The 22,929-nt window shown below is 66.6% G+C and carries 20 protein-coding genes and 3 tRNA genes; 18 read left to right on the top strand and 5 right to left on the bottom strand.

Features of this window, described 5'->3' with window-relative positions; all coding sequences use genetic code 11:
- The first annotated feature begins 677 nt into the window (after positions 1–677).
- From mnmG to HV783_RS22170, 6 genes are read left to right on the top strand one after another with little or no spacing between them, the layout of a single operon-like run.
- The gene (gene mnmG / locus HV783_RS22195; protein ID WP_054504517.1) at positions 678–2,597 is read left to right on the top strand and encodes a tRNA uridine-5-carboxymethylaminomethyl(34) synthesis enzyme MnmG; all 1,920 of its coding nucleotides are present in this window, start codon (positions 678–680) and stop codon (positions 2,595–2,597) included.
- Positions 2,594–3,283 carry a 16S rRNA (guanine(527)-N(7))-methyltransferase RsmG gene (gene rsmG / locus HV783_RS22190; RefSeq protein ID WP_054504516.1) on the top strand — a complete coding sequence of 230 codons (690 nt, stop codon included), beginning with the start codon at positions 2,594–2,596 and terminating at the stop codon, positions 3,281–3,283. The genes mnmG and rsmG overlap by 4 nt, the downstream gene beginning before the upstream one ends.
- Entirely contained in the window at positions 3,280–4,080 is an 801-nt protein-coding gene (locus tag HV783_RS22185; RefSeq protein WP_054504515.1) for a ParA family protein, read from the top strand. The genes rsmG and HV783_RS22185 overlap by 4 nt, the downstream gene beginning before the upstream one ends.
- 12 nt (positions 4,081–4,092) lie before the next feature.
- Positions 4,093–4,908 carry a GNAT family N-acetyltransferase gene (locus HV783_RS22180; protein ID WP_175189868.1) on the top strand — a complete coding sequence of 272 codons (816 nt, stop codon included), beginning with the start codon at positions 4,093–4,095 and terminating at the stop codon, positions 4,906–4,908.
- 44 nt (positions 4,909–4,952) lie between these two features.
- Entirely contained in the window at positions 4,953–5,870 is a 918-nt protein-coding gene (locus tag HV783_RS22175; protein WP_026382435.1) for a ParB/RepB/Spo0J family partition protein, read from the top strand.
- On the top strand, positions 5,863–6,867 hold the full coding sequence (locus HV783_RS22170) for an asparaginase (protein ID WP_175143565.1): 1,005 nt from the start codon (positions 5,863–5,865) through the stop codon (positions 6,865–6,867). Before HV783_RS22175 ends, HV783_RS22170 begins: the two co-directional genes overlap by 8 nt.
- A gap of 48 nt (positions 6,868–6,915) precedes the next feature.
- Here HV783_RS22170 and HV783_RS22165 read toward each other — a convergent pair whose 3' ends face one another.
- Complete coding sequence (locus tag HV783_RS22165) at positions 6,916–7,797, bottom strand: LysR substrate-binding domain-containing protein (protein ID WP_054504512.1); 882 nt, start codon at positions 7,795–7,797, stop codon at positions 6,916–6,918.
- Between the two features lie 122 nt (positions 7,798–7,919).
- On the opposite strand from HV783_RS22165, the gene HV783_RS22160 reads away from it, so the two are divergent.
- From HV783_RS22160 to HV783_RS22145, 4 genes are all read left to right on the top strand, one after another.
- Positions 7,920–8,507 carry a cysteine dioxygenase family protein gene (locus HV783_RS22160; protein WP_054504511.1) on the top strand — a complete coding sequence of 196 codons (588 nt, stop codon included), beginning with the start codon at positions 7,920–7,922 and terminating at the stop codon, positions 8,505–8,507.
- 5 nt (positions 8,508–8,512) lie between these two features.
- On the top strand, positions 8,513–9,724 hold the full coding sequence (gene metC, locus HV783_RS22155; RefSeq protein ID WP_054504510.1) for a cystathionine beta-lyase: 1,212 nt from the start codon (positions 8,513–8,515) through the stop codon (positions 9,722–9,724).
- A gap of 2 nt (positions 9,725–9,726) precedes the next feature.
- Entirely contained in the window at positions 9,727–11,322 is a 1,596-nt protein-coding gene (locus HV783_RS22150) for a rhodanese-like domain-containing protein (RefSeq protein WP_175167888.1), read from the top strand.
- Positions 11,323–11,488: 166 nt separating this feature from the next.
- Positions 11,489–12,490: a Bug family tripartite tricarboxylate transporter substrate binding protein gene (locus tag HV783_RS22145; protein ID WP_116791283.1), complete on the top strand. Its 1,002-nt coding sequence runs from the start codon at positions 11,489–11,491 to the stop codon at positions 12,488–12,490.
- A gap of 7 nt (positions 12,491–12,497) precedes the next feature.
- On the opposite strand, the gene HV783_RS22140 is transcribed toward HV783_RS22145, so the two are convergent.
- The 4 genes from HV783_RS22140 to HV783_RS22125 are packed head-to-tail and all read right to left on the bottom strand — an operon-like array spanning position 12,498 to position 17,066.
- Complete coding sequence (locus HV783_RS22140) at positions 12,498–13,259, bottom strand: DeoR/GlpR family DNA-binding transcription regulator (protein ID WP_026382442.1); 762 nt, start codon at positions 13,257–13,259, stop codon at positions 12,498–12,500.
- Positions 13,260–13,276: 17 nt separating this feature from the next.
- Positions 13,277–14,959 carry an ABC transporter permease subunit gene (locus tag HV783_RS22135; protein WP_116791284.1) on the bottom strand — a complete coding sequence of 561 codons (1,683 nt, stop codon included), beginning with the start codon at positions 14,957–14,959 and terminating at the stop codon, positions 13,277–13,279.
- 37 nt (positions 14,960–14,996) lie between these two features.
- Complete coding sequence (locus HV783_RS22130) at positions 14,997–16,004, bottom strand: ABC transporter ATP-binding protein (RefSeq protein ID WP_054504506.1); 1,008 nt, start codon at positions 16,002–16,004, stop codon at positions 14,997–14,999.
- Between the two features lie 51 nt (positions 16,005–16,055).
- Positions 16,056–17,066 carry an ABC transporter substrate-binding protein gene (locus tag HV783_RS22125; RefSeq protein WP_116791285.1) on the bottom strand — a complete coding sequence of 337 codons (1,011 nt, stop codon included), beginning with the start codon at positions 17,064–17,066 and terminating at the stop codon, positions 16,056–16,058.
- A gap of 215 nt (positions 17,067–17,281) precedes the next feature.
- On the opposite strand from HV783_RS22125, the gene hisN reads away from it, so the two are divergent.
- The 8 genes from hisN to HV783_RS22085 form a co-directional block, all read left to right on the top strand.
- Entirely contained in the window at positions 17,282–18,088 is an 807-nt protein-coding gene (gene hisN / locus HV783_RS22120; RefSeq protein WP_116791300.1) for a histidinol-phosphatase, read from the top strand.
- A gap of 64 nt (positions 18,089–18,152) precedes the next feature.
- Complete coding sequence (locus HV783_RS22115; RefSeq protein ID WP_054504504.1) at positions 18,153–19,538, top strand: glutamine synthetase family protein; 1,386 nt, start codon at positions 18,153–18,155, stop codon at positions 19,536–19,538.
- 43 nt (positions 19,539–19,581) lie between these two features.
- Complete coding sequence (locus tag HV783_RS22110) at positions 19,582–20,973, top strand: aldehyde dehydrogenase family protein (protein ID WP_175189867.1); 1,392 nt, start codon at positions 19,582–19,584, stop codon at positions 20,971–20,973.
- Between the two features lie 20 nt (positions 20,974–20,993).
- Positions 20,994–22,157, top strand: a complete 1,164-nt coding sequence (locus tag HV783_RS22105; RefSeq protein WP_064527423.1) for an iron-containing alcohol dehydrogenase — start codon at positions 20,994–20,996, stop codon at positions 22,155–22,157.
- A gap of 113 nt (positions 22,158–22,270) precedes the next feature.
- A tRNA-Tyr gene (locus HV783_RS22100) sits at positions 22,271–22,357 on the top strand.
- Positions 22,358–22,507: 150 nt separating this feature from the next.
- A tRNA-Gly gene (locus HV783_RS22095) sits at positions 22,508–22,581 on the top strand.
- A gap of 12 nt (positions 22,582–22,593) precedes the next feature.
- Positions 22,594–22,668, top strand: a tRNA-Thr gene (locus HV783_RS22090).
- A 68-nt stretch (positions 22,669–22,736) separates the two neighbouring features.
- The coding region (locus tag HV783_RS22085) for a GTP-binding protein (protein WP_244980099.1) at positions 22,737–22,929 on the top strand (193 nt) is incomplete at its 3' end.

Below are 22,929 nucleotides of genomic sequence, written 5' to 3'. Positions count from 1 at the left end.
TGGTGATCGACTAGCGGATTGCCGCCCCAACTCCAACCGCAAGGTGCGGCATGTTTCACGTGAAACATCGAACGCAGGCATCTGCAATTGATGAGGAATATCTATCGGCTGGCAGTACGGCGTGGATGGATCCGTGGTGAATGGCCCCATGTACAGCGATGTTCCACGTGAAACATCGGTGTCCAGTATCGATGAAACGGGGTGGCCGATACGTCTGGGTTATCGATATATTGACGGTGGCCAGGTCGGAATCGATGTGGAGGTCGATTCGGAAACTCCTTCATCGCTGGATGCACTACATGTTCCACGTGAAACATCGGCCGGCCATGACGCGAGGTGGAGAGGAGGGGAGTCGCTGGCGGGGAAGGCCGATCTCTGCCTCATGCCGCGATGCCAGCGATGAACAGTATTGGACACTCCGTTGTCCTCCGCGGCGCCCATGTTTCACGTGAAACATTGCCTCGTTTCACTACGGGCACAAGATGTTCCCATGGAGCCTCACCCTCTAACAGCGGCAGATGCCGACATATTCAAACGCCGATCGACGGTTTCTCGTTGTCAATCTGCACACGAGCCGCAGTGTTACTGCCTCCATTGCTGCAGCGAACCATGTTTCACGTGAAACATGCACCCCCTGCCTCTATAATGAGCACCGAACGCTCTCTTATCTCCCCATCATGGATTATCCCCGCGAATTCGATGTCATCGTCGTCGGTGGCGGCCACGCCGGTACCGAAGCGGCGCTGGCTGCGGCACGCACCGGTGCCCAGACGCTGCTGCTGACTCACAACATCGAGACCCTAGGCCAAATGTCCTGCAATCCCTCCATCGGCGGGATTGGCAAGGGTCATCTCGTCAAAGAAGTCGACGCCCTCGGCGGCGCCATGGCGCTGGCGACGGACGAGGCGGGGATTCAATTCCGTATCCTGAATGGCTCCAAGGGGCCGGCCGTGCGCGCTACCCGCGCGCAGGCGGACCGGGTGCTGTACCGCAAGGCCATCCGGGGCCGCCTGGAAAACCAGCCCAATCTCTGGTTGTTCCAGCAAGCCGTGGAAGACCTGATGGTGGAGGGCGACCGCGTGGTCGGCGCCGTTACCCAGGTCGGCCTGAAGTTCCGGGCGAAGACGGTGGTCCTGACCGCCGGCACGTTCCTGAATGGCCTGATCCACGTGGGACTGCAGAACTATTCGGGCGGCCGCGCTGGTGACCCCCCGGCAATTTCCCTGGGACAACGCCTCAAGGAACTGCAACTGCCGCAAGGCCGCTTGAAGACCGGCACGCCGCCGCGCATCGACGGTCGCAGCATCAACTACAGCATCCTGGAAGAGCAGCCGGGCGACCTGGATCCGATCCCTGTGTTCTCTTACATGGGTAACGTGGCCATGCACCCGCGGCAACTGCCGTGCTGGATCACTCATACCAATGCCCGGACCCACGACATCATCCGCGGCGGCCTGGACCGCTCGCCGATGTATAGCGGCGTCATCGAAGGCGTCGGCCCGCGCTACTGCCCGTCGATCGAAGACAAGATCCACCGCTTCGCCGACAAGGAATCGCACCAGGTTTTCCTGGAACCCGAAGGGCTGGACACGCACGAGGTCTATCCGAACGGCGTCTCCACCAGCCTGCCGTTCGATGTGCAGTTGGACCTGATCCATTCCTTGCCCGGCCTGGAGAACGCGCATATCCTGCGCCCCGGCTACGCCATCGAATACGACTACTTCGATCCACGTGGATTGAAGAGCACGCTGGAAACCAAGGCAATTGCTGGCCTGTATTTCGCGGGCCAGATCAATGGCACCACCGGCTACGAAGAAGCCGCCGCCCAAGGCCTGCTGGCTGGCGTCAACGCCGCCCTGTCCGCACTGGATCGCGAGCAGTGGACGCCGCGCCGCGACGAGGCCTATCTCGGCGTGCTGGTAGACGATCTGGTCACGCGCGGCGTGACCGAGCCCTATCGCATGTTCACCTCGCGTGCGGAATATCGCTTGAGCCTGCGCGAAGACAACGCCGACCTGCGCCTGACCGAAATCGGGCGCCAGCTCGGCATCGTCGACGATGTCCGCTGGGACGCATTCAACCGCAAGCGCGACGCCGTCGCCGCCGAAGTCGAACGCCTGAAGTCGTCGTGGGTCAATCCCCGCGTGCTGCCGCAGGAAGTGGCGGAACCGCTGCTGGGCAAGGCAATTGAACGTGAGTACTCACTAGCAGATCTGCTGAAAAGGCCCAACGTTTCCTATGAAGCGCTGATGACCGCCCGCAATGTCGACGGCACGCTGCTGGCCGGCCCGGGGGTGGTCGAGGACGAAGTCCTGGCCGAGCAGGTCGAGATCCAGGTGAAGTACGCCGGCTACATCGCCCGCCAGCAGGACGAAGTACAGAAGCAGATCGCGCACGAACAACAGCCCATTCCGGCCGACGTCGACTACGACGCCGTGACCAGCCTGTCGTTCGAAGTGCGCCAGAAACTCAAGACGCATCGCCCCGAGACCATCGGCCAGGCCGGCCGTATTTCGGGCGTGACGCCGGCGGCGATCTCGCTGCTGCTGATTCACCTGAAGCGCCTGCACTACGGCTCGCGCAAGCAAGCCGCATGAGCGCCCACCTCCACCCGGCCGGCGCGGACATGGCCGGCCGCCTCGCGCATGCCTTCGAGCAGCTCGGACTGCAGGCGGACGCCGCGGCGTCCGCCAAGCTGCTCGACTACCTGGCGCAGATGCAGCGCTGGAACCGGACCTACAACCTGACCGCCATTCGCGATCCGCAGCAGATGCTGGTGCAGCACCTGTTCGACAGCCTCGCTGCCGTGGGACCGTTCAGCGACATCCTGGGCGCGCCCGGCACGCCGGCCAAGGTCTACGATGTCGGCTCGGGCGGCGGGCTGCCGGGTGTCGTCCTGGCGGTAATGCGGCCCGAATGGTCGGTGACCTGCATCGACGCCGTTGAAAAGAAAACCGCATTCGTCCGGCAGATGAGCGGCGCGCTGGCGCTGCCGAACCTGCAGGCGCGCCACGCGCGCATCGAAACGCTGGAACCCGCCGGCTGCAACATTGTGACGTCGCGCGCCTTCGCATCCTTGGAGGATTTTGCGATGCTCGCGGGCAGACATGTGGGCAACGGTGGTACCCTCGTCGCCATGAAGGGCAAGGTCCCGGATGATGAGATCCAGGCGCTGCACGCGCGTGGGGAATGGCAAGTCGACCATATTCAGCCGCTCCGGGTGCCGGAGCTGCAAGCAGAACGCTGCCTGATCTGGATGCGCCGCAGTCAAGGAACCCTATGAAGAACTTACCCCCCAGCTCGACCGCCCGCGTTTTCTGCATCGCCAACCAGAAGGGCGGTGTCGGCAAGACGACCACCGCCATCAACCTGGCGGCCGGGCTGGCCACGCACAAGCAACGTGTGCTGCTGGTGGACCTGGACCCGCAGGGCAACGCCACCATGGGCAGCGGCATCGACAAGAATTCGCTCGAGTCGAATCTGTACCAGGTGTTGATCGGCGAAGCCACCATCGAGCAGGCGCGCGTGCGCTCGGAATCGGGCGGCTACGACGTGCTGCCCGCCAACCGCGAGCTGTCCGGCGCCGAGATCGACCTGGTGCAGATGGATGAACGCGAGCGCCAGCTCAAGGCCGCCATCGACACCGTCGCCAGCCAGTACGACTTCGTCCTGATCGACTGCCCGCCGACGCTGTCGCTGCTGACGCTGAACGGCCTGGCCGCGGCGCATGGCGTCATCATCCCGATGCAATGCGAGTACTTCGCGCTCGAAGGCCTGTCGGATCTGGTCAACACCATCAAGCGCGTGCATCGCAACATCAACGACGACCTGCGGGTCATCGGCCTGCTGCGCGTGATGTTCGATCCGCGCATGACGCTGCAACAACAGGTGTCGGCGCAGCTCGAATCGCACTTCGGCGACAAGGTCTTCAAGACCGTGGTGCCGCGCAACGTGCGCCTGGCCGAAGCGCCCAGTTACGGCATGCCCGGGGTGGTGTACGACCGTGCCTCGCGTGGCGCGCAGGCGTACATCTCTTTTGGCGCCGAGATGATCGAGCGCGTCCGCGAACTCAACAAATAAGCTGTCCGCATCATGTCCGCCGTCATCCGCCTGTCCCCGGACGCCACCCACACGCCGCCTGCCGACGTGCGGGACGGGCTGCGCGTGCGGCTGGAAGAGGCCGCGCTCAACGCCACGGCAGTGCGCGCGCAGGTGCTCTACGATGGTTGGCTGGTGCGCTTTGCGCCGTCGTCCGCCAAACGGGTACGCAGCATCAATGTGCTGGGGTTATCCACACGTCCGCTCAATGAGCGGCTGGCGTATTGTTCAACGTTGTACGCGCGTCATGGCCTGCCCATGGTGGTGCGCCTGACCTCCATCGGCCCCGATTTCGCCCTGGATGCCGAACTGGCGTCGCGGGGCTTCCTCCTTACCGAAGAGACCCGAGTCATGAGCATGCCGCTCGCCCCCAGGCTGGCCGCCCGGGGCGATCTGCTTTTCAGGACAGTGGACGCCACCCGTTTCGCGGCGGCGGTCGGACGCATGCGCGATTCCCGGCCAGAGCACATCGCCGAGCATCAGGCGCGCCTGGAAGGACTGGCTGTGGATATCTTGCCGGTGCTGGCGTTCGACGCCGCCGGCGCATGCGTGGCGGGGGGCATGGCCGTGCGGGATGGCGACCTCGCGGGACTGTTCGATATCGTGACGGACCCCGCGCAGCGGCGCAAGGGACATGCCGCGATGTTGGTTGAGCATCTGCTGGCCGCATGCGTCGAAGACGGCGCCACCACGGCCTATCTGCAGGTGGAGCCGCAAAACACCGCCGCGCGCGCTTTGTATGGCCGCTACGGTTTCAAAGACTGTTACGCGTATTGGTACCGCCTGCCCGCCGAGCAGGCGGCCGCCTGAGCCCGGCTCGGGATACCAAGAACAGAAGGAAAGAGGATTTAACTATGGCCACCAAGAAACCCAAGGGATTGGGTCGCGGACTTGACGCTTTGCTGGGCGCCGACGCGCCTGCCATCGACAATATCGGCAAGGCCCCGGCCAAGCCCGAGGGTCTGCCGTCCACCTTGCCTGTTTCGAAGATGCGGGCCGGCAAGTACCAGCCGCGAACCCGCATGGACGAGGGCGCGTTGGGCGAGCTGGCCGAGTCGATTCGCACACAAGGCATCATGCAACCCATTCTTGTGCGCGCGCTGAGCGATGCGCCCGGCCACTACGAGATCATCGCGGGCGAACGCCGGTTCCGCGCCGCGCAACTGGCCGGCCTCAAGGAAGTGCCGGTGCTGGTGCGCGAAGTCGCCGACGAGAACGCGGCCGTCATGGCGCTGATCGAGAACATCCAGCGCGAAGACCTCAATCCGCTCGAAGAGGCGCATGGCGTGCGCCGCCTGCTGGACGAATTCGGCCTGACCCACGAGCAGGCCGCCCAGGCCATCGGCCGCTCGCGTTCGGCCACCAGCAACCTGCTGCGCCTGTTGAACCTGGCTTCCGCGGTGCAGACCATGCTGCTGGCCGGCGATGTCGACATGGGCCATGCGCGCGCGCTGCTGGCGGTCGACGCGGCCACGCAGATCCAACTGGCCAACCAGATCATCGCGCGTCGCCTGTCGGTGCGCGAAGCCGAAAAGCTGGTCGCAAAGACCGCCAAGGAAGCCGAGAGCGCCGCCTCGCCCAAGAAAAAGGCCAACGGCGTGTCGCGCGACCTGACGCGCCTGGAAGAAGCGCTGTCCGACCATCTGGGCACGCGCGTGGCGCTCAAGGTCGGCGCCAAGGAAAAAGGCCAGATCGTCATCGACTTCCATGGCTGGGAACACCTGAATTCGCTGCTGGAACGGCAAGGCCTGTCTGGAGTCGTCGATGCCTGAGCAGGCATTGCCCGTCGTCGCGGTCCTGGCCACCGGCGGCACCATCGCCGGCGCGCAGGCCGATGCCACCTCCGCCGGCTACAAGGCGGGATCCTTCTCGGTGGGCGACCTGCTGGCCGCCGTGCCGCAACTGTCCACGCTGGCCGATATCCGCGCCGAACAGGTCGCCAATGTCGGCAGCCAGAACATGACGCACGACGTCTGGCGCGCGCTGGCGCTCCGTGTCGATGCGCTGTGCGCCGATCCGTCGGTGGCCGGCATCGTCATTACGCACGGCACCGATACGCTTGAAGAGACAGCCTACTTCCTCAGCCTGGTGATCCGGCACGACAAGCCGGTGGTGCTGGTGGGCGCGATGCGTCCGGCGACCGCCCTGGGCGCCGAAGGCCCGGCAAACCTGTACAACGCCGTCGCGTTGGCGCGCCATCCCGATGCCCGCGGTCGCGGTCCGCTGGTCGTCATGAACGAGGACGTGCACTACGCCCGCGAACTGCAGAAGATCGCCAGCGCCGGCATCAACGCCTTCGCCTCGCCCAACCGCGGCCGCGCCGGCGTCATGCACGGCGGCACGCCGTGCTTCTATTCGCGCAACACCACCACGCACAGCACGCAAAGCGAGTTTTCACTCGCATTGTTGGAAAAGGCAGGCTGGCCGCGCGTGGACATCGTTTATGCGCACGCCGACCTGCAAGGCGACGTCATCGATTTCGTCGCGCGCCAGGCCGACGGCATCGTGCTGGCGGGCGTGGGCGACGGCAACGCCACCGATCTGGCTATCGAAGCCCTGACCCGCGCCGCCGCCAACGGCGTCGCGGTGGCGCGATCCAGTCGCACCGGCAGCGGTTTCGTCGCGCGCGACGTCGAACTGGATGACGCGGCGCTGGGGTTCGTCGCCGCCGGCGACTTGAATCCGCAGAAGGCCCGCGTGCTGCTGATGCTGGCGTTATGCGTCACGCGTGAGCCCGCGGCGTTGCAGCGCTGCTTCGATCGCTACTGAGCGACGCCCGCGGCGGCGCGCGGCGGGCCATTGCGTTGACCGCCGCTGTCAGGGATTGGGCGGCGCGTCGGCGCCATGCGCCAATCCCAGGCTGGTGCGCAGCATGTCGTAGACTTGCCGCGTCAGCGGATTGATCAGGTCGCGCCTTATCCACAGGAAGTACGTCACGTCCGGCAACGGCGGCAGGCCTTCCTTTTCGCCCAGCACCCGCATCTCCGGCGCCAGCAGTTCGACGCTGCGCGCCGTCACGCCCAGGCCGGCCCGCAACGCGGCCTTGATGCCGACCAGGTTGGGCGCCACGTAGTTGGTGTGCCAACGCACCTGCGCCTGCTCCAGCGCGGTCAACGCCAGGCGGCGAAAGATGCTGGGCTCGTCGGCCAGCACCAGCGGCACAGGCGCGTTGACGTCATGCACATAGTCGGCCGAGGCCAGCCATACCGTGGGCGAGGTGCGCAGCGCCACGCCCTCGAATTCCTGGTCGAAGCGGGTCGAGATGGTCAGGTCCAGTTCGCCGGCGCGCAACGCGTCCATCAGGAACGGGCTCCGATCGGTGCGGATCTCCAGTTTCACGCGCGGAGCCGACCGCGCGATATGGGTCAACAGCGTCGGCAGAATGGTGTCGGCCACGTCCAGCGGCGCGCCCAGCCGCAGGTCGCCTTCCAGCGGCGCATCCTGCAGCGCGCGCAGCGCTTCATCGTTGATGGCCAGCATGTGGCGCGCGTATTCGACCAGGCGCCGTCCATGTGTGGACAGCGCCTTGTTGCGCCCCTGTTTCTCGAACAGCGGCAAACCGATGGCCGCTTCCAGCCGCTGCATCTGCTGCGTCACCGCCGATTGGGTCTTGTGCAGCCGGTTGGCCGCTTCGGAAAACGTTTCGTAACGCGCGATCGCGGTCAGCGTGCGTAGCAAGTCCAGATCGAGATTGCGCATGGGGGCGGTGGGTCCAAAGTATTAGCAATGCTTATGGAATATTAAGGCAATTTAAATTGTTGGCGCCCCGGCGCGGCGATACAGTGACCGTAATAACTCATGAAAAACGAGGGAAAGTCACTGTGAGCACCACGCACCCCCAGCAGCAGGGCATCGATAGCGCCATCGGAAATATTAAAAATACTTTAGGAAATAAGGGCCTGAACCGCGACAGCCTGAAGGCCGTGCTGGACGAGCTGATCGGCCTGGCCAGCCACACCGACTGGTGGGCCCAGGACCGCTATCCGGCGCCGGAAGAGGGCGAGCGCCAGGCGCGCTACCTGATCGGCGAAGACGCCGACAAGAGCTACGCGCTCTACCTGAACGTGATGCGCCCCGGCAAGCAGATCGTGCCGCACAACCACACCACCTGGGCCTGTATCGCCGCCGTGGAAGGCGTGGAATACAACTACGTCTACGACCGCACCGACGACGGGTCGGTGCCGGGCGTGGGCCGCCTGGAAAAGACCGGCACCGTGGTGGTGGGACCCGGCAGCGGCATCGCGCTGATGCCCGACGACATCCATGCCGTCGAGATCCAGGGCGACAGCGTCATCCGCCACCTGCACATGTATGGCCGCGCCCTGGAGACGCTGACCGAACGACTCGCTTTCGACCTGGCGGCAGGCACCTGCAAGGTCATGCCGATCGGCGTGCAGACCCGCCGCTGAACATCATGAACAAGCCCCTGCGGCCCGCGACGCGCCTGCTGCGCGCCGGGCGTCCCCATGCCGGCTGGGTCAATACCCCGGTCACGCGCGCCAGCACCTATGTGTTCGACAGCGTCGCGGCCTGGCGTGACACCCGCGCGCGCCGCGAACAGGAACGCCTGCCGTCGTACGGCGCGCGCGGCACCGACAGCACGCACGCGCTGGAAGACGCGCTGGTCGAGCTGGAGCAGGGCCATCGCGCCCAGCTCTATCCGACGGGCCAGGCCGCGATCGCCGTCGTGCTGCTGGCCTATCTGCGCGCCGGCGACCATGTGCTGGTGACCGACGCGGTCTATGAGCCGGTGCGCCGCTTCTGCGCCGAGCACCTTGCGCGGCTGGGCATCGAATTCACCTTCTATCGGCCGGACGGCGCCGGCCTGGCGCAGTTGCTGCGTCCCAACACGCGCATGATCTATGCCGAGTCGCCCGGCTCGCTGACCTACGAGATGCCGGACCTGCGGCAACTGGCCGAGTTGGCGCGGCGCCACGATTGCTGGCTGGCTGTGGATAACACCTGGGCCTCGGGATTGCTGTGCCAGCCGCTGGCGCTGGGCGCGGATATCTCGATCCTCGCCGCCACCAAATACCTGGGCGGCCATGCCGACGTGATGATGGGGGCGGTGGTGACCAATGCCCGCGCCTGGCGCGCGTTGGAACGCGCCAGCATCGACTTCGGCCAGACCGTCGGCGCCGACGACGCCTTCCTGGTGCTGCGCGGCATGCGCTCGCTGCCGCTGCGCATGGCGCAGCACGCCCGCAGCGCCCTGCGCGTGGCCCAGTGGCTGCAGGGCAGGGCGGAAGTGGCGCGCGTGCTGTGCCCGGCCTTGCCCGACGATCCCGCGCATGCGGTCTGGCGGCGCGAATGCTCGGGCGCCAACGGCCTGCTGACGCTTGAGTTCGCCGCCGGCATCACCGACGCCGACATGGAACGCGCCATCGACGCGCTGCGCCTGTTCGGCATCGGCGCTTCCTGGGGCGGCTTCGAAAGCCTGGTGATTCCCGTCAATCTGTCCAAAGCGCGTTCCCTGCCCGTCGCCCCGCACGGCGCCATGCTGCGCCTGCATATCGGTCTGGAGGAGCCGGACGACCTGATCGCCGACCTCGACCAGGCATTCGGCCAATTGCGGCCCGGCCTGCAGACCCAGAACGCCCCTTCCTCCGATTCCCTGCGGATTTAACGATGCATTCCCATTCCCACCTGACACTGGCCGATATCGACTCGCACACCCTCAAGGGCTGGCTGCATGACGGCGGCGAGATTGCGCTGCTGGACGTGCGCGAGCATGGCCAGTACGGCGAGTCCCATCTGTTCTATGCGGCGCCCGTGCCGTTCAGCCGGCTCGAGGCCGACATCGCGCGCCTGGCGCCGCGTCGCGACGTGCGCCTGGTGGTTTATGACGAAGGTGGCGACGACGACGTCGCCGCGCGTTCGGCGACAGCGTTGCGCGCCCTGGGCTACACGCGGGTCTATCGCCTCGCCGGCGGCATCGCGCAATGGCAGCGCGACGGCTATGCCGCCTTCGCCGGGGTCAACGTGCCGAGCAAGACCTTTGGCGAACTGGCCGAAGAGGTTTTCCACACCCCGCGCATCAGCGCCGCCGACCTGGCCGAGCGCCAGCGCCGCGGCGACGACCTGATCGTGCTGGACGGCCGGCCCTACAGCGAATACCAGAAGATGAGCATTCCCGGCGGCATCTGCTGCCCCAACGGCGAGCTGGCCCTGCGCGCCCACACGCTGGCGCGCGACCCGAGCACCACCATCGTGGTCAATTGCGCCGGCCGCACGCGCAGCATCATCGGCGCACAGACGCTTATCAATCTGGGCGTGCCCAACCCGGTCTATGCACTGGAGAACGGCACGCAGGGCTGGTATCTCGCCGATTTCAAGTTGGAGCATGGCGCCAGCCGCCGCTACGACGACACGGTGGCCGCCGCGGACCTGCCCGACCTGGCGCAGCGCTCGGCCGGCCTGGCCCGCCGTCACGGCGTGCCGGAAGTGAACGCCGCGCAGGTGCGCGCCTGGCTGAACGACGCCAGCCGCAGCACCTTCCTGTGCGACGTGCGCAGCGCCGAGGAATTCGCGCGCGGCTCGCTGCCGGGCGCCCAGCACACGCCCGGCGGCCAGTTGATCCAGGCCACCGACCAGTACCTGGCGGTGCGCGGCGCGCGCATCGTGGTGTTCGATGGCGAAGGCGTGCGCGCGCCGGTGGTGGCCAGTTGGCTGCGCCAGATGGGTTGGGACGCGAGCGTGTTGCGGGAAGGCGTGGCCGCCGACCTGCAAGCGCCTCTCGCCCCGGCGGCGGAGCCCGCGTTGACGCTGCTCGACGACGCGGCCCTGGCCGCCGCGCAGGCGCAAGGCGCCCAATTGCTCGACATCCGTCCCAGCATGCGCTATCGCGCGCAGCACATCGACGGGGCGCGCTGGTCGGTGCGGCCGCGTTTCACCGACCTGGCGCTGGATCCCTCGCGTCCGCTGGTGCTGCTGGCCGAAGAACGCGCGGTGGCCGCCTGGGCCGCGGCGGACCTGCGCGCGCTCGGCGTGCGCGACGTCAAGGCCAACCTGGGCACGCCCGCGGGCTGGTCGGCTGCCGGCCTGGCGCTGGTGTCCACGCCGGCCGAGCCGGCCGACGCCGATTGCATCGACTACCTGTTCTTCGTGCACGACCGCCACGACGGCAACAAGGCCGCCGCGCGCCAGTACCTCGCCTGGGAGACCAACCTGGTCAAGCAGATCGACGCGCGCGAACGCGCCGCCTACCGCTTCCCGGCCGGGTGACCGCCGTGACTGCATGATCCTCGCGGCCGCCGTGGCGGCCGCGCCCAACGCTTCATCCGATCAGCACGCCCCGACGCTTTCGACGGCGGGGCGCGGACGGTTCATGGCGAACCGAAATGCAATGGACGGCCGAGCATCCGGCCGCCAACCACAAGGGGAAATACCGATGAACAAGCTCAATCTGCAGCATGCCTGCAAGACCGCCGCGGCCCTGGCCTGCCTGGCCTGGGGGATGAATGCCCACGCCCAGGCGCCGGCGCCATTGGCCGACTATCCCAAGCAGCCCATCACCGTGGTCTCGCCGTTCCCGCCGGGGGGCGGCAACGATGGCGTCGCGCGTCTCCTCGCGCAGGAACTGGGCGCCATCACCGGCCAGAGCGTGGTGGTGGAAAACCGCTCGGGCGCGGGTGGCAACGTTGGCACTTCGCAGGTCTCGCGCGCCAAGCCCGACGGCTATACGCTGGTGATGTCGCAGACCAGCGTGATGGCGGTCAACCCGCGCCTGTACAAGAATGTGGGCTTCGATCCGCTCAAGGATTTCGTGCCGATCTCGCAGATCACTTCGGCGCCGCTGGTGCTGGTGGCGCGCAGCGAAAGCGCCTACAAGTCGCTGGGCGACTACCTGGACGCCGCGCGCAAGCAGCCCGGCGTCATCACCTACGCCACGCCCGGCAACGGCACCATGAGCCACCTGATGGGGGCGCTGCTGTCGCAGAAGGCCAACGTCAAGCTGGTGCACGTGCCGTACCGTGGCGCCGCGCCCGCGATCACCGACCTGATGGGCGGCACGGTCGACATGCTGATCACCTCGCCGGCCTCGGCCGAGCCGATGGTGGCGGCCGGCAAGCTACGCATCCTGGCGCTGAGCCATGAGAACGGCATCGGCATCTTCAAGGGCGCGCCGACGCTTGGCCAATCCGGCATGGACGGCATCACGGCCGACGACTGGTACGGCCTGTTCGCGCCGGCCGGCACGCCGCCCGAACGCGTCGCCTACTTGGCGCAGGCGGTGGCGCAGGCCATGAAGTCGCCCAATGTGATCGCCAAGATCCAGGCCGGCGGCAGCCAGCCCGTCGGCAGCGCGCCCGATGCGTTCGGCAAGCGCCTGCAACAGGACACCACGTACTGGGCAGACATGGTGAAGGTGGCGGGGGTGTCGGTGGATTGAGGCGGCGCTACACCACCAGCATCTTGCCGACCGCGCTCTTCAGGGCCGCGAAGGCCGGCTGCTTCTGTGCGTTGGTGTTGGTGACGAGGTGATCGATGCGGTTCACCTCGCAGTACGACACCCGGCTGCACAGGCCGATCTTGCTGAAGTCGGCCAGCAGGATGCGCTGTTTGGCGTTGGCCGCCATGGCGCGCGCCACTTCGGCCTCTCGCAGGTCGTAGCTGGTGGCGCCGCATTCGGCATCCACGCCCACCGGCGACAGCAACGCCACGTCGGCGCGGTAGCGGTGGATCTCGGCGATGGTGATGTCGCCGGCGGTGGCGCACACCGGCCCGCCCACCGATCCGCCCAGCATGATGAGTTCATTGGCGCCGTTGCCGGCGGCGCCGACCTTGAGCGCCACGTCGAAAGAATTGGTGATGAGGGTCAGGCCGCTCAGCTTGGCCAGCTCGTCCGCCAGCATGCTGGTGGTGCTGCCGGCATCCAGGAACAGCGTCTGGCCGCTCGTCACCAGGCCGGCGGCGGCGCGCGCGATGGCGCGCTTGTACTTGACGCGGGTATGCACGCGTTCCGTGATGGGCGGCTCGCTGTGCACCGGCACCGCGCCGCCATGCACGCGGCGCAATTCGCCCATCGCCTCCAGTTCCAGCAGATCGCGCCGGACGGTCTCCCGCGATACCCCCAATTCGCCGACGATACGGTCGGTCGATACCTGCTGCAGGGAAGACAGCAGGGCGCGGATTCTCTGATACCGCTCTTCTTGCCACATATCGGATGCTTCCTAATCTATTTGCGGCGTCGCGCCGGCAGCGCGATCAACGAGCGCATCGCCAGCAGCGAACCGCCCACGACCAGCATGATAAGCGTCGAATAGGCCGCGGCCTGCGAGACGAACCCGGCTTCGTCCAGCCGCAGTACGGAAACCGGCGCGACGCTGACCGACGGCGTGACCAGGAAGATCACCGCCGACAGCGTCACCATGGAGCGCATGAAGAGGAAAAAGAACACGCCCAGCACCGTTGGGGCGATCTGCGGCAGCACCGCGTCGCGCAGCACCTGCACAGTGCCGCCGCCCAGGCAGCTCACCGCCTCCTCCAGCGCCTGCGGCACGGCGCGCATGCCGGTCATCATCGTCAGGAAGCCCTGCGTGTGATAGTGGTAGAAGTTGCATAGCGCGATCAGCGCGGCGCTGCCATACAGTGCGTAGAGCGGATTGGCGGGCGAATTGAAGGCGAAGATGTACGACAGCCCCAGCACCAGCCCCGGCACGCCCACGGGCAGCACCGACACCAGGTACACCAGCTTGGCCCAGGCGCGCGGGATGCGGCAGACACCAAAGGTCAGGAAGAACAGCAGCAGCACCCCGCCGGCCGCGGCCGCCAGCGACAGGTACAGCGAGGTCCACAGCGGCGCATAACCGCCGCTGACGGTGATGTCGTAGTGCTTCAAGGTCCACTCCATGCGGTAGGGCCACAGCCGCATGAAGCTGGCGAACACCACCGTGCCCACCGTCACCACGATGGCGCTGGCGCACAGCAATACGCCGGCCGTGAACGCCAGGTCGCGGCCGCGCGCCGGTTGCGGCGTGACGCGCAGCCCGCTGGGCGAGGCGGCGCCGAACTGGCGCTGCGACGCCACCCGTTCGATCTGCACCGAGATCAGCGACGGCAGCAGCAGCAGGATGCCGACCACCGAGCCCATGCCGAAATTCATCTGCCCCGACACCTGGCTGTAGATCTCGGTGGCCAGCACGCGATAGTTGCCGCCGATCACCGCGGCGTTGCCGAAGTCGGTGATGGTGATGACGAACACCACGAACGCTGCGCTCAGCAGCCCGAATTTGCAGTTGGGCAGCGTGATGTCGAAGAACTGCCGCGCGCTCGACGCGCCCATCACCTCGGCCGCGTCGTAATAGCGCGCATCGGTGTTGCGCAGCGCCGCCTGCAGGATCAGCACGGCCTGGGGCAGGGCGTAGAACACGTTCGAGATCAGCAGGCCCCAGAAGCCGTAGATATCGAATTCCCAGCCCGTCCAGCGATGCACCAGGCCGTTGCGTCCAAGGATGAAGATCAGCCCCAGCCCCTGCACCAGCGACGGCGCCAGCAGCGGCAGCACCAGCGCCAGCTTCACCAGCGCCTTGCCGCGCATGCGGCTGCGGTCCAGCCCGAAGGCGATGGCAAAGCCCAGCAGCAGGCTGACGACGGTGGTGGCCGCGCTCATCGTCAGGCTGTTGGCGGTGGCGGTCAGGATGCCGCGGGTGGCGAACACCTCGGCGTAATTGCCCAGGCCGATAGCGCCGTCCTTTTCCACCAGGCTGCGCCAGCCCACCGTGGCCAATGGATACAGGAAGAACAATGCCAGCCCGGCCATCGGGATGCCAACGCAGGTCCAGAGCAACACCCGGTCCAGCGACACGGACGCGCGGCCGGCGCGGGACGACGCGGCGGCGCCGATACGAACCGTATTCATACTCGGACTCCCGCGCGTGCCGGCGTGGCGGACGCTTTCATACGCGAACCCAGGCGCATTGTTCCGGCGCCATGTCCAGCCGCACGGGCGCGCCCTGCGACAAGCCCGCAGCGCCCTGCTGTTCGACCAGCAACTCGCGGCCTCGCCAGTCCACCCGCACGCGCGTCAGGTTGCCCATGAAGGTCATTTCGCGCACCCGGCCCGGTCCGCGTTCATCGACGGCGATGCGCAGGCTTTCCGGCCGCAGGCAGGCCTCGAAACGCTCGCTGGCGCCATCGGGCCGGGTCGCCAGCAGCGCCGGCATGGCCTCGCGCACCCAGTCGGTCGGCAACAGGTTGCTCAGGCCGACGAAGTTGGCGACGAAGCGTGTGCTCGGCCGCAGATACAGATCGGAGGGCGTTCCCACCTGCTCGACGCGGCCGTCATTCATGCACACGATCTTATCGGCCAGCGTGAGCGCTTCCTCCTGGTCGTGCGTCACCATGATGGTCGGTATCCGCAGGCGGCGCTGCACCTCGTGGATCTCGGCGCGCATGTCGGTGCGCACGCGCGCATCCAGCGCCGACAAGGGTTCGTCCAGCAGGATCAGCGCCGGGTCCACCGCCAGTGCCCGTGCCAGTGCCACGCGCTGTTGCTGGCCGCCGGACAACTGATGGGGATAACGCTGTGCATAATCCGGCAGCTTGATCAGCGCCAGCAATTCGCGCACCCGTGCGTCGATGCGCTCGCGCGTCTCGCCGCGGATGCGCAACCCGTAGCCGACGTTCTCGGCCACCGTCATGTTGGGAAAAAGTGAATATGACTGGAACACGATGCCAAAGCCGCGCTTGCGCGCCGGCAGCGCCGACAGGTCGCGTCCGCCCAGCGTGATGGTGCCGCTGTCGAACGGCAGCAATCCGGCGACGATGCGCAGCAGGGTCGTCTTGCCGCAGCCGCTGGGCCCCAGCAGGCAGACGAATTCATGTTCGCCCACCGACAGGTCGATGCCTTCCAGCGCCACCGCGCCGTCGAAGGTCTTGCGGATCCCGCGCAATTCCAGGTACATGGCCGCTCCAGGCGGTGGCGTGGCGGCCGGGGGCGCCGGCCGCGCGCGCCGTCAGCGTTTGATGGTGTCCTGCCAGGTCTTGATGGTGGCGTCGCGTTCCGCCGCCGATTTCTGGAAGTCCACCGGATACAGCACGGCGGTCAGGTCCTTGGGCAAGCCCGCGGCTTCGGCCGCCTTGTTGGGGGCGGCGCCGGGAATCGTCACCAGTTCCTTGTACTTGCTGTACAGCCCGCCGGCCTGCGCCGACAGCGTCCAGTCGAGGAAGCGCTTGGCGTCCGCGGGATTCTTCGCCGTCTTCATCAGGCCCGAGGCCTCGAGTTCATAGCCCACCCATTTCGACGGGATCACCATCTTCACCGGAAAGCCTTCCTCGATCGATTGCATCGCCGGGAACGCGAACGACACGCCGATCGCATACTCGCCGGCGCGCGCCATCTTGCAGGGGCGCGATCCCGACGGCGTGTACTGCGCCACGTTCTTGTCCAGGTCCTTGAGCAGCGCCCAGCCTTTCTCGGCGCCCAGGCCCTGCAGCAGCGCCACGATCTGCAGATAACCGGTGCCGGATGCGGCCGGGCTGGGGATGACGATCTCGCCCTTGTAGACCGGCTTGGTCAGGTCTTCCCACGAGGTCGGCATCGGCAGGTTCCTGGACTTGAGCCGGTCGGTGTTGACACAGAACGCGGCCACGTAGCCGGTGGCGGCGAACCATTTGTTGTCGGCGGCCTTGTATTGCGAGGGCAGCGCGTCGATGCCCTTGGCCGCATACGGTTCCAGCAGCTTCTGCAGGCGCGGATCCAGCATGTTGCTGACGGCGAAGCCCCAGATCACGTCCTGCTGCGGATTGCCGGCCTCGGCGATCAGGCGCGCGCCCAGGTCGCCGGTGGACAGCCGCAGCACGTTCACCTTCACGTCCGGCAGCGCGGCATTGGCCGCCTTCAGGTAGGCGGCGATCTCGTCTTCCTCCAGCGCGGTGTAGACGGTGATGGCGCCAGCGTGGACGGCCTGGGTCAAACCTAGGGAAATTACTGCAACCACGAGACCAAGCTTCTTCTTACATTGCATGATGGGACTCCGGAAAGGAATACACGGCAACGGCGATGAGCTGCTTTTCTGCGAACGGCGACCTGCGGGGCGGGGCGGTAGGGTTGCGCGAGGAAACGTTGCGTTTCCCGGGTTGCGTTTTTAGGTATATTTGCAAATTTGTGGCAACGTGTCTAGACTGGAAAAACCCGAATCGCATGGGTCTTTCCGCGCCGCGTTACGCCTCGGAGCTCGTCATGCAAACTTCGCCGCTGCCCACCGCGCAGCAATTGGCCGCGTTTTCCTCGTTCGCCCAGACGCTGGCGGACCAGGTCCGGCCCTTGTCGCGCCAGTGGTTCCGCCACCCCCTGATGGTCGAAACCAAAGCGGATGAAAGTCCCGTCACCCGTGCCGACCGCGAGGTCGAGCAGGCGCTGCGCGAAGCCATCGCCCGCCAGTATCCGGATCACGGCATCTTCGGCGAGGAATACGGCGCCAGCCATGCCGAGGCCGAGTGGGTGTGGTCGCTCGACCCCATCGACGGCACCCGCGCGTTCATTTCCGGCAATCCCCTGTGGGGCACGCTGCTGGGCCTGCTGCACCGCGGCCGCCCGGTGCTGGGCCTGATCGACATTCCCATGATGGCCGAACGCTGGCTGGGCGTTGCCGGTTCGCCCGCGCGCCTGAATGGCGAACCCTGCCGCGCGCGCCCCTGCACCGAACTGGGCCAGGCGATTCTCTACGCCACCTCGCCCGACATCTTCGAAGGCGCCGACCTGGACGCGTTCGAGGCGCTGGCGCGCTCGGTGCGCATGCGCCGCTATGGCGGCGATTGCTACAGCTATGGCCTGCTGGCCAGCGGCCATGTCGACCTGGTGGTCGAGGCCGGCCTGCAGCCGTATGACTACCTGGCGCTGATGCCCGTGATCGAAGGCGCGGGCGGCGTCATTACCGATTGGTCGGGGCAGCCGTTAGGCCTCGCGTCGCAGGGCCGCGTGATCGCGGCCGCCACGCCGCAACTGCATCGCGAGGCGATGCGGATGCTGGGGGCGGCCGTGACCTGAAACACCGCGCCCCGCGACCCCGCACGTCAACGCAACGCTTCAGCCACGACAAGGTGAACGAGCCATGCATGCACTAGGGGTAGCAACGGTGGAAGACGCGGAGCGGCTGGTCCAGGCCAGCACGCTTTCGCATATCAAGATCGGCCTGTCCGACGTCGATGGCGTCATGCTGGGCAAGTACGTCAGGCGCGACAAATTCCTGGCCGCGCTGCGCGGCGGGCTGGCGTTCTGCGACGTGGTGTTCGGCTGGGACCTGGACGACCAGCTCTACGACAACACCAAGTACACCGGCTGGCACACGGCCTATCCCGATGCCAAGCTGCGCATCGTGCCCAGCACCTGCCGCCGGTTGCCGCTGGAGCAGGGGCCCGGCGGCGAGGACATGCTGCTGTTCCTGGCCGAGTTCGAAGGCCCCGCCGCCGACATCTGCCCGCGCCGCCTGCTGCACCGCACGCTGGACCGCGCCGCCGGCATGGGCTTCGAGGTCTACGCCGCGCTCGAATACGAGTTCTTCATGTTCCGCGAGACGCCGCACTCGGTGCGCGCCAAGCACTACCGCGACATGGAGAACTGGACCCCCGGCAACTTCGGCTACTCGGTGCTGCGCAGCACCGTGCAGGGCGACTTCTATCGCAAGCTGCTCGACATGTGCGAGCGCATGGACATGCCGATCGAAGGCCTGCATACCGAGACCGGCCCAGGCGTGCTGGAGGCGGCCATCGCGGTCGACCAGGCCGCCGCTGCCGGCGACAAGGCCTTCCTCTTCAAGACCTTCACCAAGGCGCTGGCGCAGCAGAACGGCCTGATGGCCACCTTCATGGCGAAGTGGTCGCACGATCATCCCGGCCAGAGCGGTCACATCCACCTGTCGCTGCGCGACCGCACCAGCGGCCGCTCGGCGTTCCACGACGAGTCGCGCCCGCACGGCATGAGCGTGACGCAGGAAGCCTTCATGGCCGGCGTGCAACGCTACCTGCCCGAATTCATGGCGCTATACGCGCAGACCATCAACAGCTATTCGCGCCTGGTGCCGGGTTACTGGGCGCCGCTGGACGCGACCTGGGGCATGGAGAACCGCACCACCGCGCTGCGTCTCATCCCGGGCAGCGACAAGTCGCAGCGTGTCGAAGTGCGCATCGGCTCGGCCGACGCCAATCCGTATCTGGCGCTGTCGGCCGCGCTGGCGTCGGGCCTGCGCGGCATCGAACAGGGCCTGCAACCCGAACCGATGGTGCAGGGCAACGCCTACACGCAGCAGTTTCCCGAGCACCTGCGCCTGCCCACGACGTTGTGGGAAGCGGCGCAGCGCCTGCGCCAGTCCGAAGCCGCGCGCGAGCTGTTCGGCGATGCCTTCGTCGAGCATTACGCCGCCACGCGCGAATGGGAAGAACGCCAGTTCCGCCGTCACGTCACCGATTGGGAACTGGCTCGTTATTTCGAGATCATCTGAACGCCGCCTCTTCATCTTTTCACCACGCATGCACAGGGTCGCCATGACGCAGGAACTCATCACCATCAGTCCCATCGACGGCCGCGAAGTCGTGCGCCGTCCCTACGCCAGCGAGGCGCAGGTCGCGCAGGCGCTGGCCGACGCGCAGGCCGCGCAGGGCGCCTGGCACGCGCTCGGCATCGAGCAGCGCGCCCGCATCCTGTCCGATGCGGTGACGCGCTTCGTCGCCGGCAAGGCCGAGATCGCGCGCGCCATCACGATCCAGATGGGCCGTCCGCTGCGCTACACGCCGGGTGAGGTCGATGGCTTCGAGGCCCGCGCGCGCCACATGATCGGCATCGCCGCCGAAGCGCTGGCGCCGATCCAGGTGCCCGAGATCGCCGGCTTCACGCGCTTCATCAGCCGCGAGCCGATCGGCGTGGCGTTGACGATCGCGCCGTGGAACTATCCGCTGCTGACGGCCGTGAACAGCATCGTGCCGGCGCTGATGGCCGGCAACACCGTCATCCTCAAGCACTCCGACCAGACCCCGCTGTGCGCCGAACTCATCGGCCGCGCCTTCAGCGAAGCGGGCGTGCCGCATGGCGTGTTCCAGTACCTGCACGCGAACCACGACATCGCGCAACGCCTGATCCGCGCGCCCGAGATCGGCTATGTCTCCTTCACCGGTTCGGTGCGCGGCGGCCAGAGCGTGGAGCAGGCCGCCGCCGGCCGCTTCATCGGCGTGGGCCTGGAGCTGGGCGGCAACGACCCCGCGTATGTGCGCGCCGACGCCAACCTGGCGCATGCGGTCGAGACGCTGGTGGACGGCGCCTTCTTCAATTCCGGCCAGTCCTGCTGCGGCATCCAGCGCATCTACGTGGCGCGCGACCGCTACCAGGATTTCATCGATCGCGCCGCGGCGCTGACCCAGGAGTACGTGCTGGGCGATCCCCTGCAGCCGGTCACCACGCTCGGTCCGGTGGTGCGCACGCGCGCCGCCGACGAGGTGCGCGAGGTGATCGCCGAAGCCGAAGCGCGCGGCGCCCGCAATCTGGTCGATGCCGCGCGTTTCGACGCCGCGCGCGCCGGCACGCCTTATGTGGCGCCGACGCTGCTGACGCAGGTGGATCACCGCATGCGCGTCATGAACGATGAATGCTTCGGCCCCGTGGTCGGCGTGATGCCGGTCGACAGCGACGAAGAGGCCGTCGCCTTGATGAACGACAGCCCCTATGGCCTGACCGCCGCCATCTTCACGCAGGATGAAGAGGCCGCATTGCATCTCGGCCGCCAGTTGCGCACGGGCACCGTCTTCATGAACCGCTGCGACTACCTCGATCCCGCGCTGGCGTGGACCGGCGTCAAACACACCGGCCGCGGCGTTTCGTTGTCGCGCGTCGGCTACGAACAGCTCACCCAAGCCAAATCCTTCCATCTGCGCCGCAACGCCTGAGCGCGCGACCAGGAGCCGACATGACCGTCCCCAGCGTCAACTGGAACTATCCCACCGCCATCAAGGCCGGCCCCGGCCGCATCAAGGAGTTGCCCGACTGGTGCCGCGAACTCGGCATGGCGCGCCCCTTGTTGGTCACCGATCCCGGCCTGGCCGCGCTGCCCATGATCGCCGACGCGGTGCGCGGCTGCCGCCAGGCCGGACTCGAATGCGGCCTGTTCCACGAAGTGAAGGGCAACCCCACCGGCAGGAACGTGGACGATGGCGTGGCGCGCTATCGCGAAGGCCGCCACGACGGCGTGATCGCGTTCGGCGGCGGCTCGGCGCTGGACGCGGCCAAGGCCATCGCGCTGATGGCCGGACAGAAACGCCCGCTGTGGGATTTCGAAGACGTGGGCGACAACTACCTGCGCGTGAACGTGGCCGGCATGGCGCCAGTCGTCGCGGTGCCGACCACCGCGGGCACGGGCTCGGAAGTGGGGCGCGCCTCCGTCATCACCGACGAGGCGGCGCAGGTCAAGCGCATCATCTTCCACGCGCGCATGCTGCCCGCGATCGTCATCCTCGATCCCGAGCTTACCGTCGGCCTGCCGCCGCGCATCACCGCGGCCACCGGCATGGATGCGCTGTCGCACAACCTCGAAGCCTACTGTTCGCCGTTCTTCCATCCGATGGCCGCCGGCATCGCGCTGGAAGGCATGCGAATGATCAAGGAATACCTGCCGCAGGCCGTGGCCGATGGCGCCGACCTGCAGGCGCGCCAGCAGATGCTGGTGGCCTCCAGCATGGGCGCCACCGCATTCCAGCGCGGGCTCGGCGCGATGCACGCGCTGGCGCATCCGCTGGGGGCGTTGTACGACGCCCACCACGGCATGCTCAACGCCATCCTCATGCCCTACGTGCTCAAGGCCAACCAGCACGCGGTCGCGCCGCGGCTGCAGGCGCTGGCGCGCTATCTGGCGCTGCCGGACGACAGTCCCGGCGCCGTGCTCGACTGGGTCCTGGCGTTGCGCGAGACCGTCGGCATCCCGCACACCCTGGCCGACATCGGCATCGACGACGCGCAAGCCGAGCGGGTAGGGCGCATGGCCAGCGAGGATCCGTCCGGCGGCACCAACCCCGTCGTCTATACGTCAGACCAGTACGCCGAACTTTTTCGTGCAGCCGTTCGCGGAATCTTGTAAGCTTCGCCCCCTCTGCGCGGAAACGCGGCAGGCAGAACGAAAGTTTTGAATATTTTTCGTCCCAGGCGTTTGACAGCGGATTTGAAAGTGTTCATAATCTCAAGTTCTCCGCTGGAGGGGTGCCCGAGTGGTTAAAGGGGGCAGACTGTAAATCTGTTGGCCTTGCGCCTACGTTGGTTCGAATCCAACCTCCTCCACCAGAGACCCAAACCTGAATCCAGGCGATGTTTGCCTGGATTTTAAAATGTAGGCCTAGGGAACTGGGCGGCCTTCGCAACGAAGGTGGCTGGTTCTCCAAGGCCTTAATTTTGAAAGTCTGGGATAGATAGTGAGGTGGTGAAAGGACAGCCGCGGGTGTAGCTCAATGGTAGAGCAGAAGCCTTCCAAGCTTACGACGAGGGTTCGATTCCCTTCACCCGCTCCAAGCAGTACACATGCCCATGTGGCTCAGTGGTAGAGCACTCCCTTGGTAAGGGAGAGGTCGCGCGTTCGATCCGCGCCATGGGCACCACAAATTCCAAAGTCTTATCTTCAGTCAGCAGCTTCAGTCAAAAGCGCAATCCAGGTCAGGAGTCAGCCATGGCAAAAGGCAAGTTTGAACGTACCAAGCCGCACGTGAACGTGGGTACGATTGGTCACGTTGACCACGGCAAAACGACGTTGACGGCGGCCATCACGACCGTTCTGTCGACCAAGTTCGGCGGCGAAGCCAAGGGCTACGACCAGATCGACGCGGCACCTGAAGAAAAGGCTCGCGGCATCACGATCAACA

Source organism: Achromobacter dolens, from assembly GCF_902859745.1.
Taxonomy (GTDB): domain Bacteria; phylum Pseudomonadota; class Gammaproteobacteria; order Burkholderiales; family Burkholderiaceae_B; genus Achromobacter; species Achromobacter dolens.
The sequence above is the reverse complement of the archived record's forward strand: the minus strand, read 5'-3'. Positions and strand labels throughout refer to the sequence as shown.

Coding starts and splice junctions, on each gene's coding strand:
- mnmG (WP_054504517.1), top strand. CDS start 678: ATGGATTATCCCCGCGAATTCGATGTCATCGTCGTCGGTGGCGGCCAC.
- rsmG (WP_054504516.1), top strand. CDS start 2,594: ATGAGCGCCCACCTCCACCCGGCCGGCGCGGACATGGCCGGCCGCCTC.
- HV783_RS22185 (WP_054504515.1), top strand. CDS start 3,280: ATGAAGAACTTACCCCCCAGCTCGACCGCCCGCGTTTTCTGCATCGCC.
- HV783_RS22180 (WP_175189868.1), top strand. CDS start 4,093: ATGTCCGCCGTCATCCGCCTGTCCCCGGACGCCACCCACACGCCGCCT.
- HV783_RS22175 (WP_026382435.1), top strand. CDS start 4,953: ATGGCCACCAAGAAACCCAAGGGATTGGGTCGCGGACTTGACGCTTTG.
- HV783_RS22170 (WP_175143565.1), top strand. CDS start 5,863: ATGCCTGAGCAGGCATTGCCCGTCGTCGCGGTCCTGGCCACCGGCGGC.
- HV783_RS22165 (WP_054504512.1), bottom strand. CDS start 7,797: ATGCGCAATCTCGATCTGGACTTGCTACGCACGCTGACCGCGATCGCG.
- metC (WP_054504510.1), top strand. CDS start 8,513: ATGAACAAGCCCCTGCGGCCCGCGACGCGCCTGCTGCGCGCCGGGCGT.
- HV783_RS22150 (WP_175167888.1), top strand. CDS start 9,727: ATGCATTCCCATTCCCACCTGACACTGGCCGATATCGACTCGCACACC.
- HV783_RS22145 (WP_116791283.1), top strand. CDS start 11,489: ATGAACAAGCTCAATCTGCAGCATGCCTGCAAGACCGCCGCGGCCCTG.
- HV783_RS22140 (WP_026382442.1), bottom strand. CDS start 13,259: ATGTGGCAAGAAGAGCGGTATCAGAGAATCCGCGCCCTGCTGTCTTCC.
- HV783_RS22135 (WP_116791284.1), bottom strand. CDS start 14,959: ATGAATACGGTTCGTATCGGCGCCGCCGCGTCGTCCCGCGCCGGCCGC.
- HV783_RS22130 (WP_054504506.1), bottom strand. CDS start 16,004: ATGTACCTGGAATTGCGCGGGATCCGCAAGACCTTCGACGGCGCGGTG.
- HV783_RS22125 (WP_116791285.1), bottom strand. CDS start 17,066: ATGCAATGTAAGAAGAAGCTTGGTCTCGTGGTTGCAGTAATTTCCCTA.
- hisN (WP_116791300.1), top strand. CDS start 17,282: ATGCAAACTTCGCCGCTGCCCACCGCGCAGCAATTGGCCGCGTTTTCC.
- HV783_RS22115 (WP_054504504.1), top strand. CDS start 18,153: ATGCATGCACTAGGGGTAGCAACGGTGGAAGACGCGGAGCGGCTGGTC.
- HV783_RS22110 (WP_175189867.1), top strand. CDS start 19,582: ATGACGCAGGAACTCATCACCATCAGTCCCATCGACGGCCGCGAAGTC.
- HV783_RS22105 (WP_064527423.1), top strand. CDS start 20,994: ATGACCGTCCCCAGCGTCAACTGGAACTATCCCACCGCCATCAAGGCC.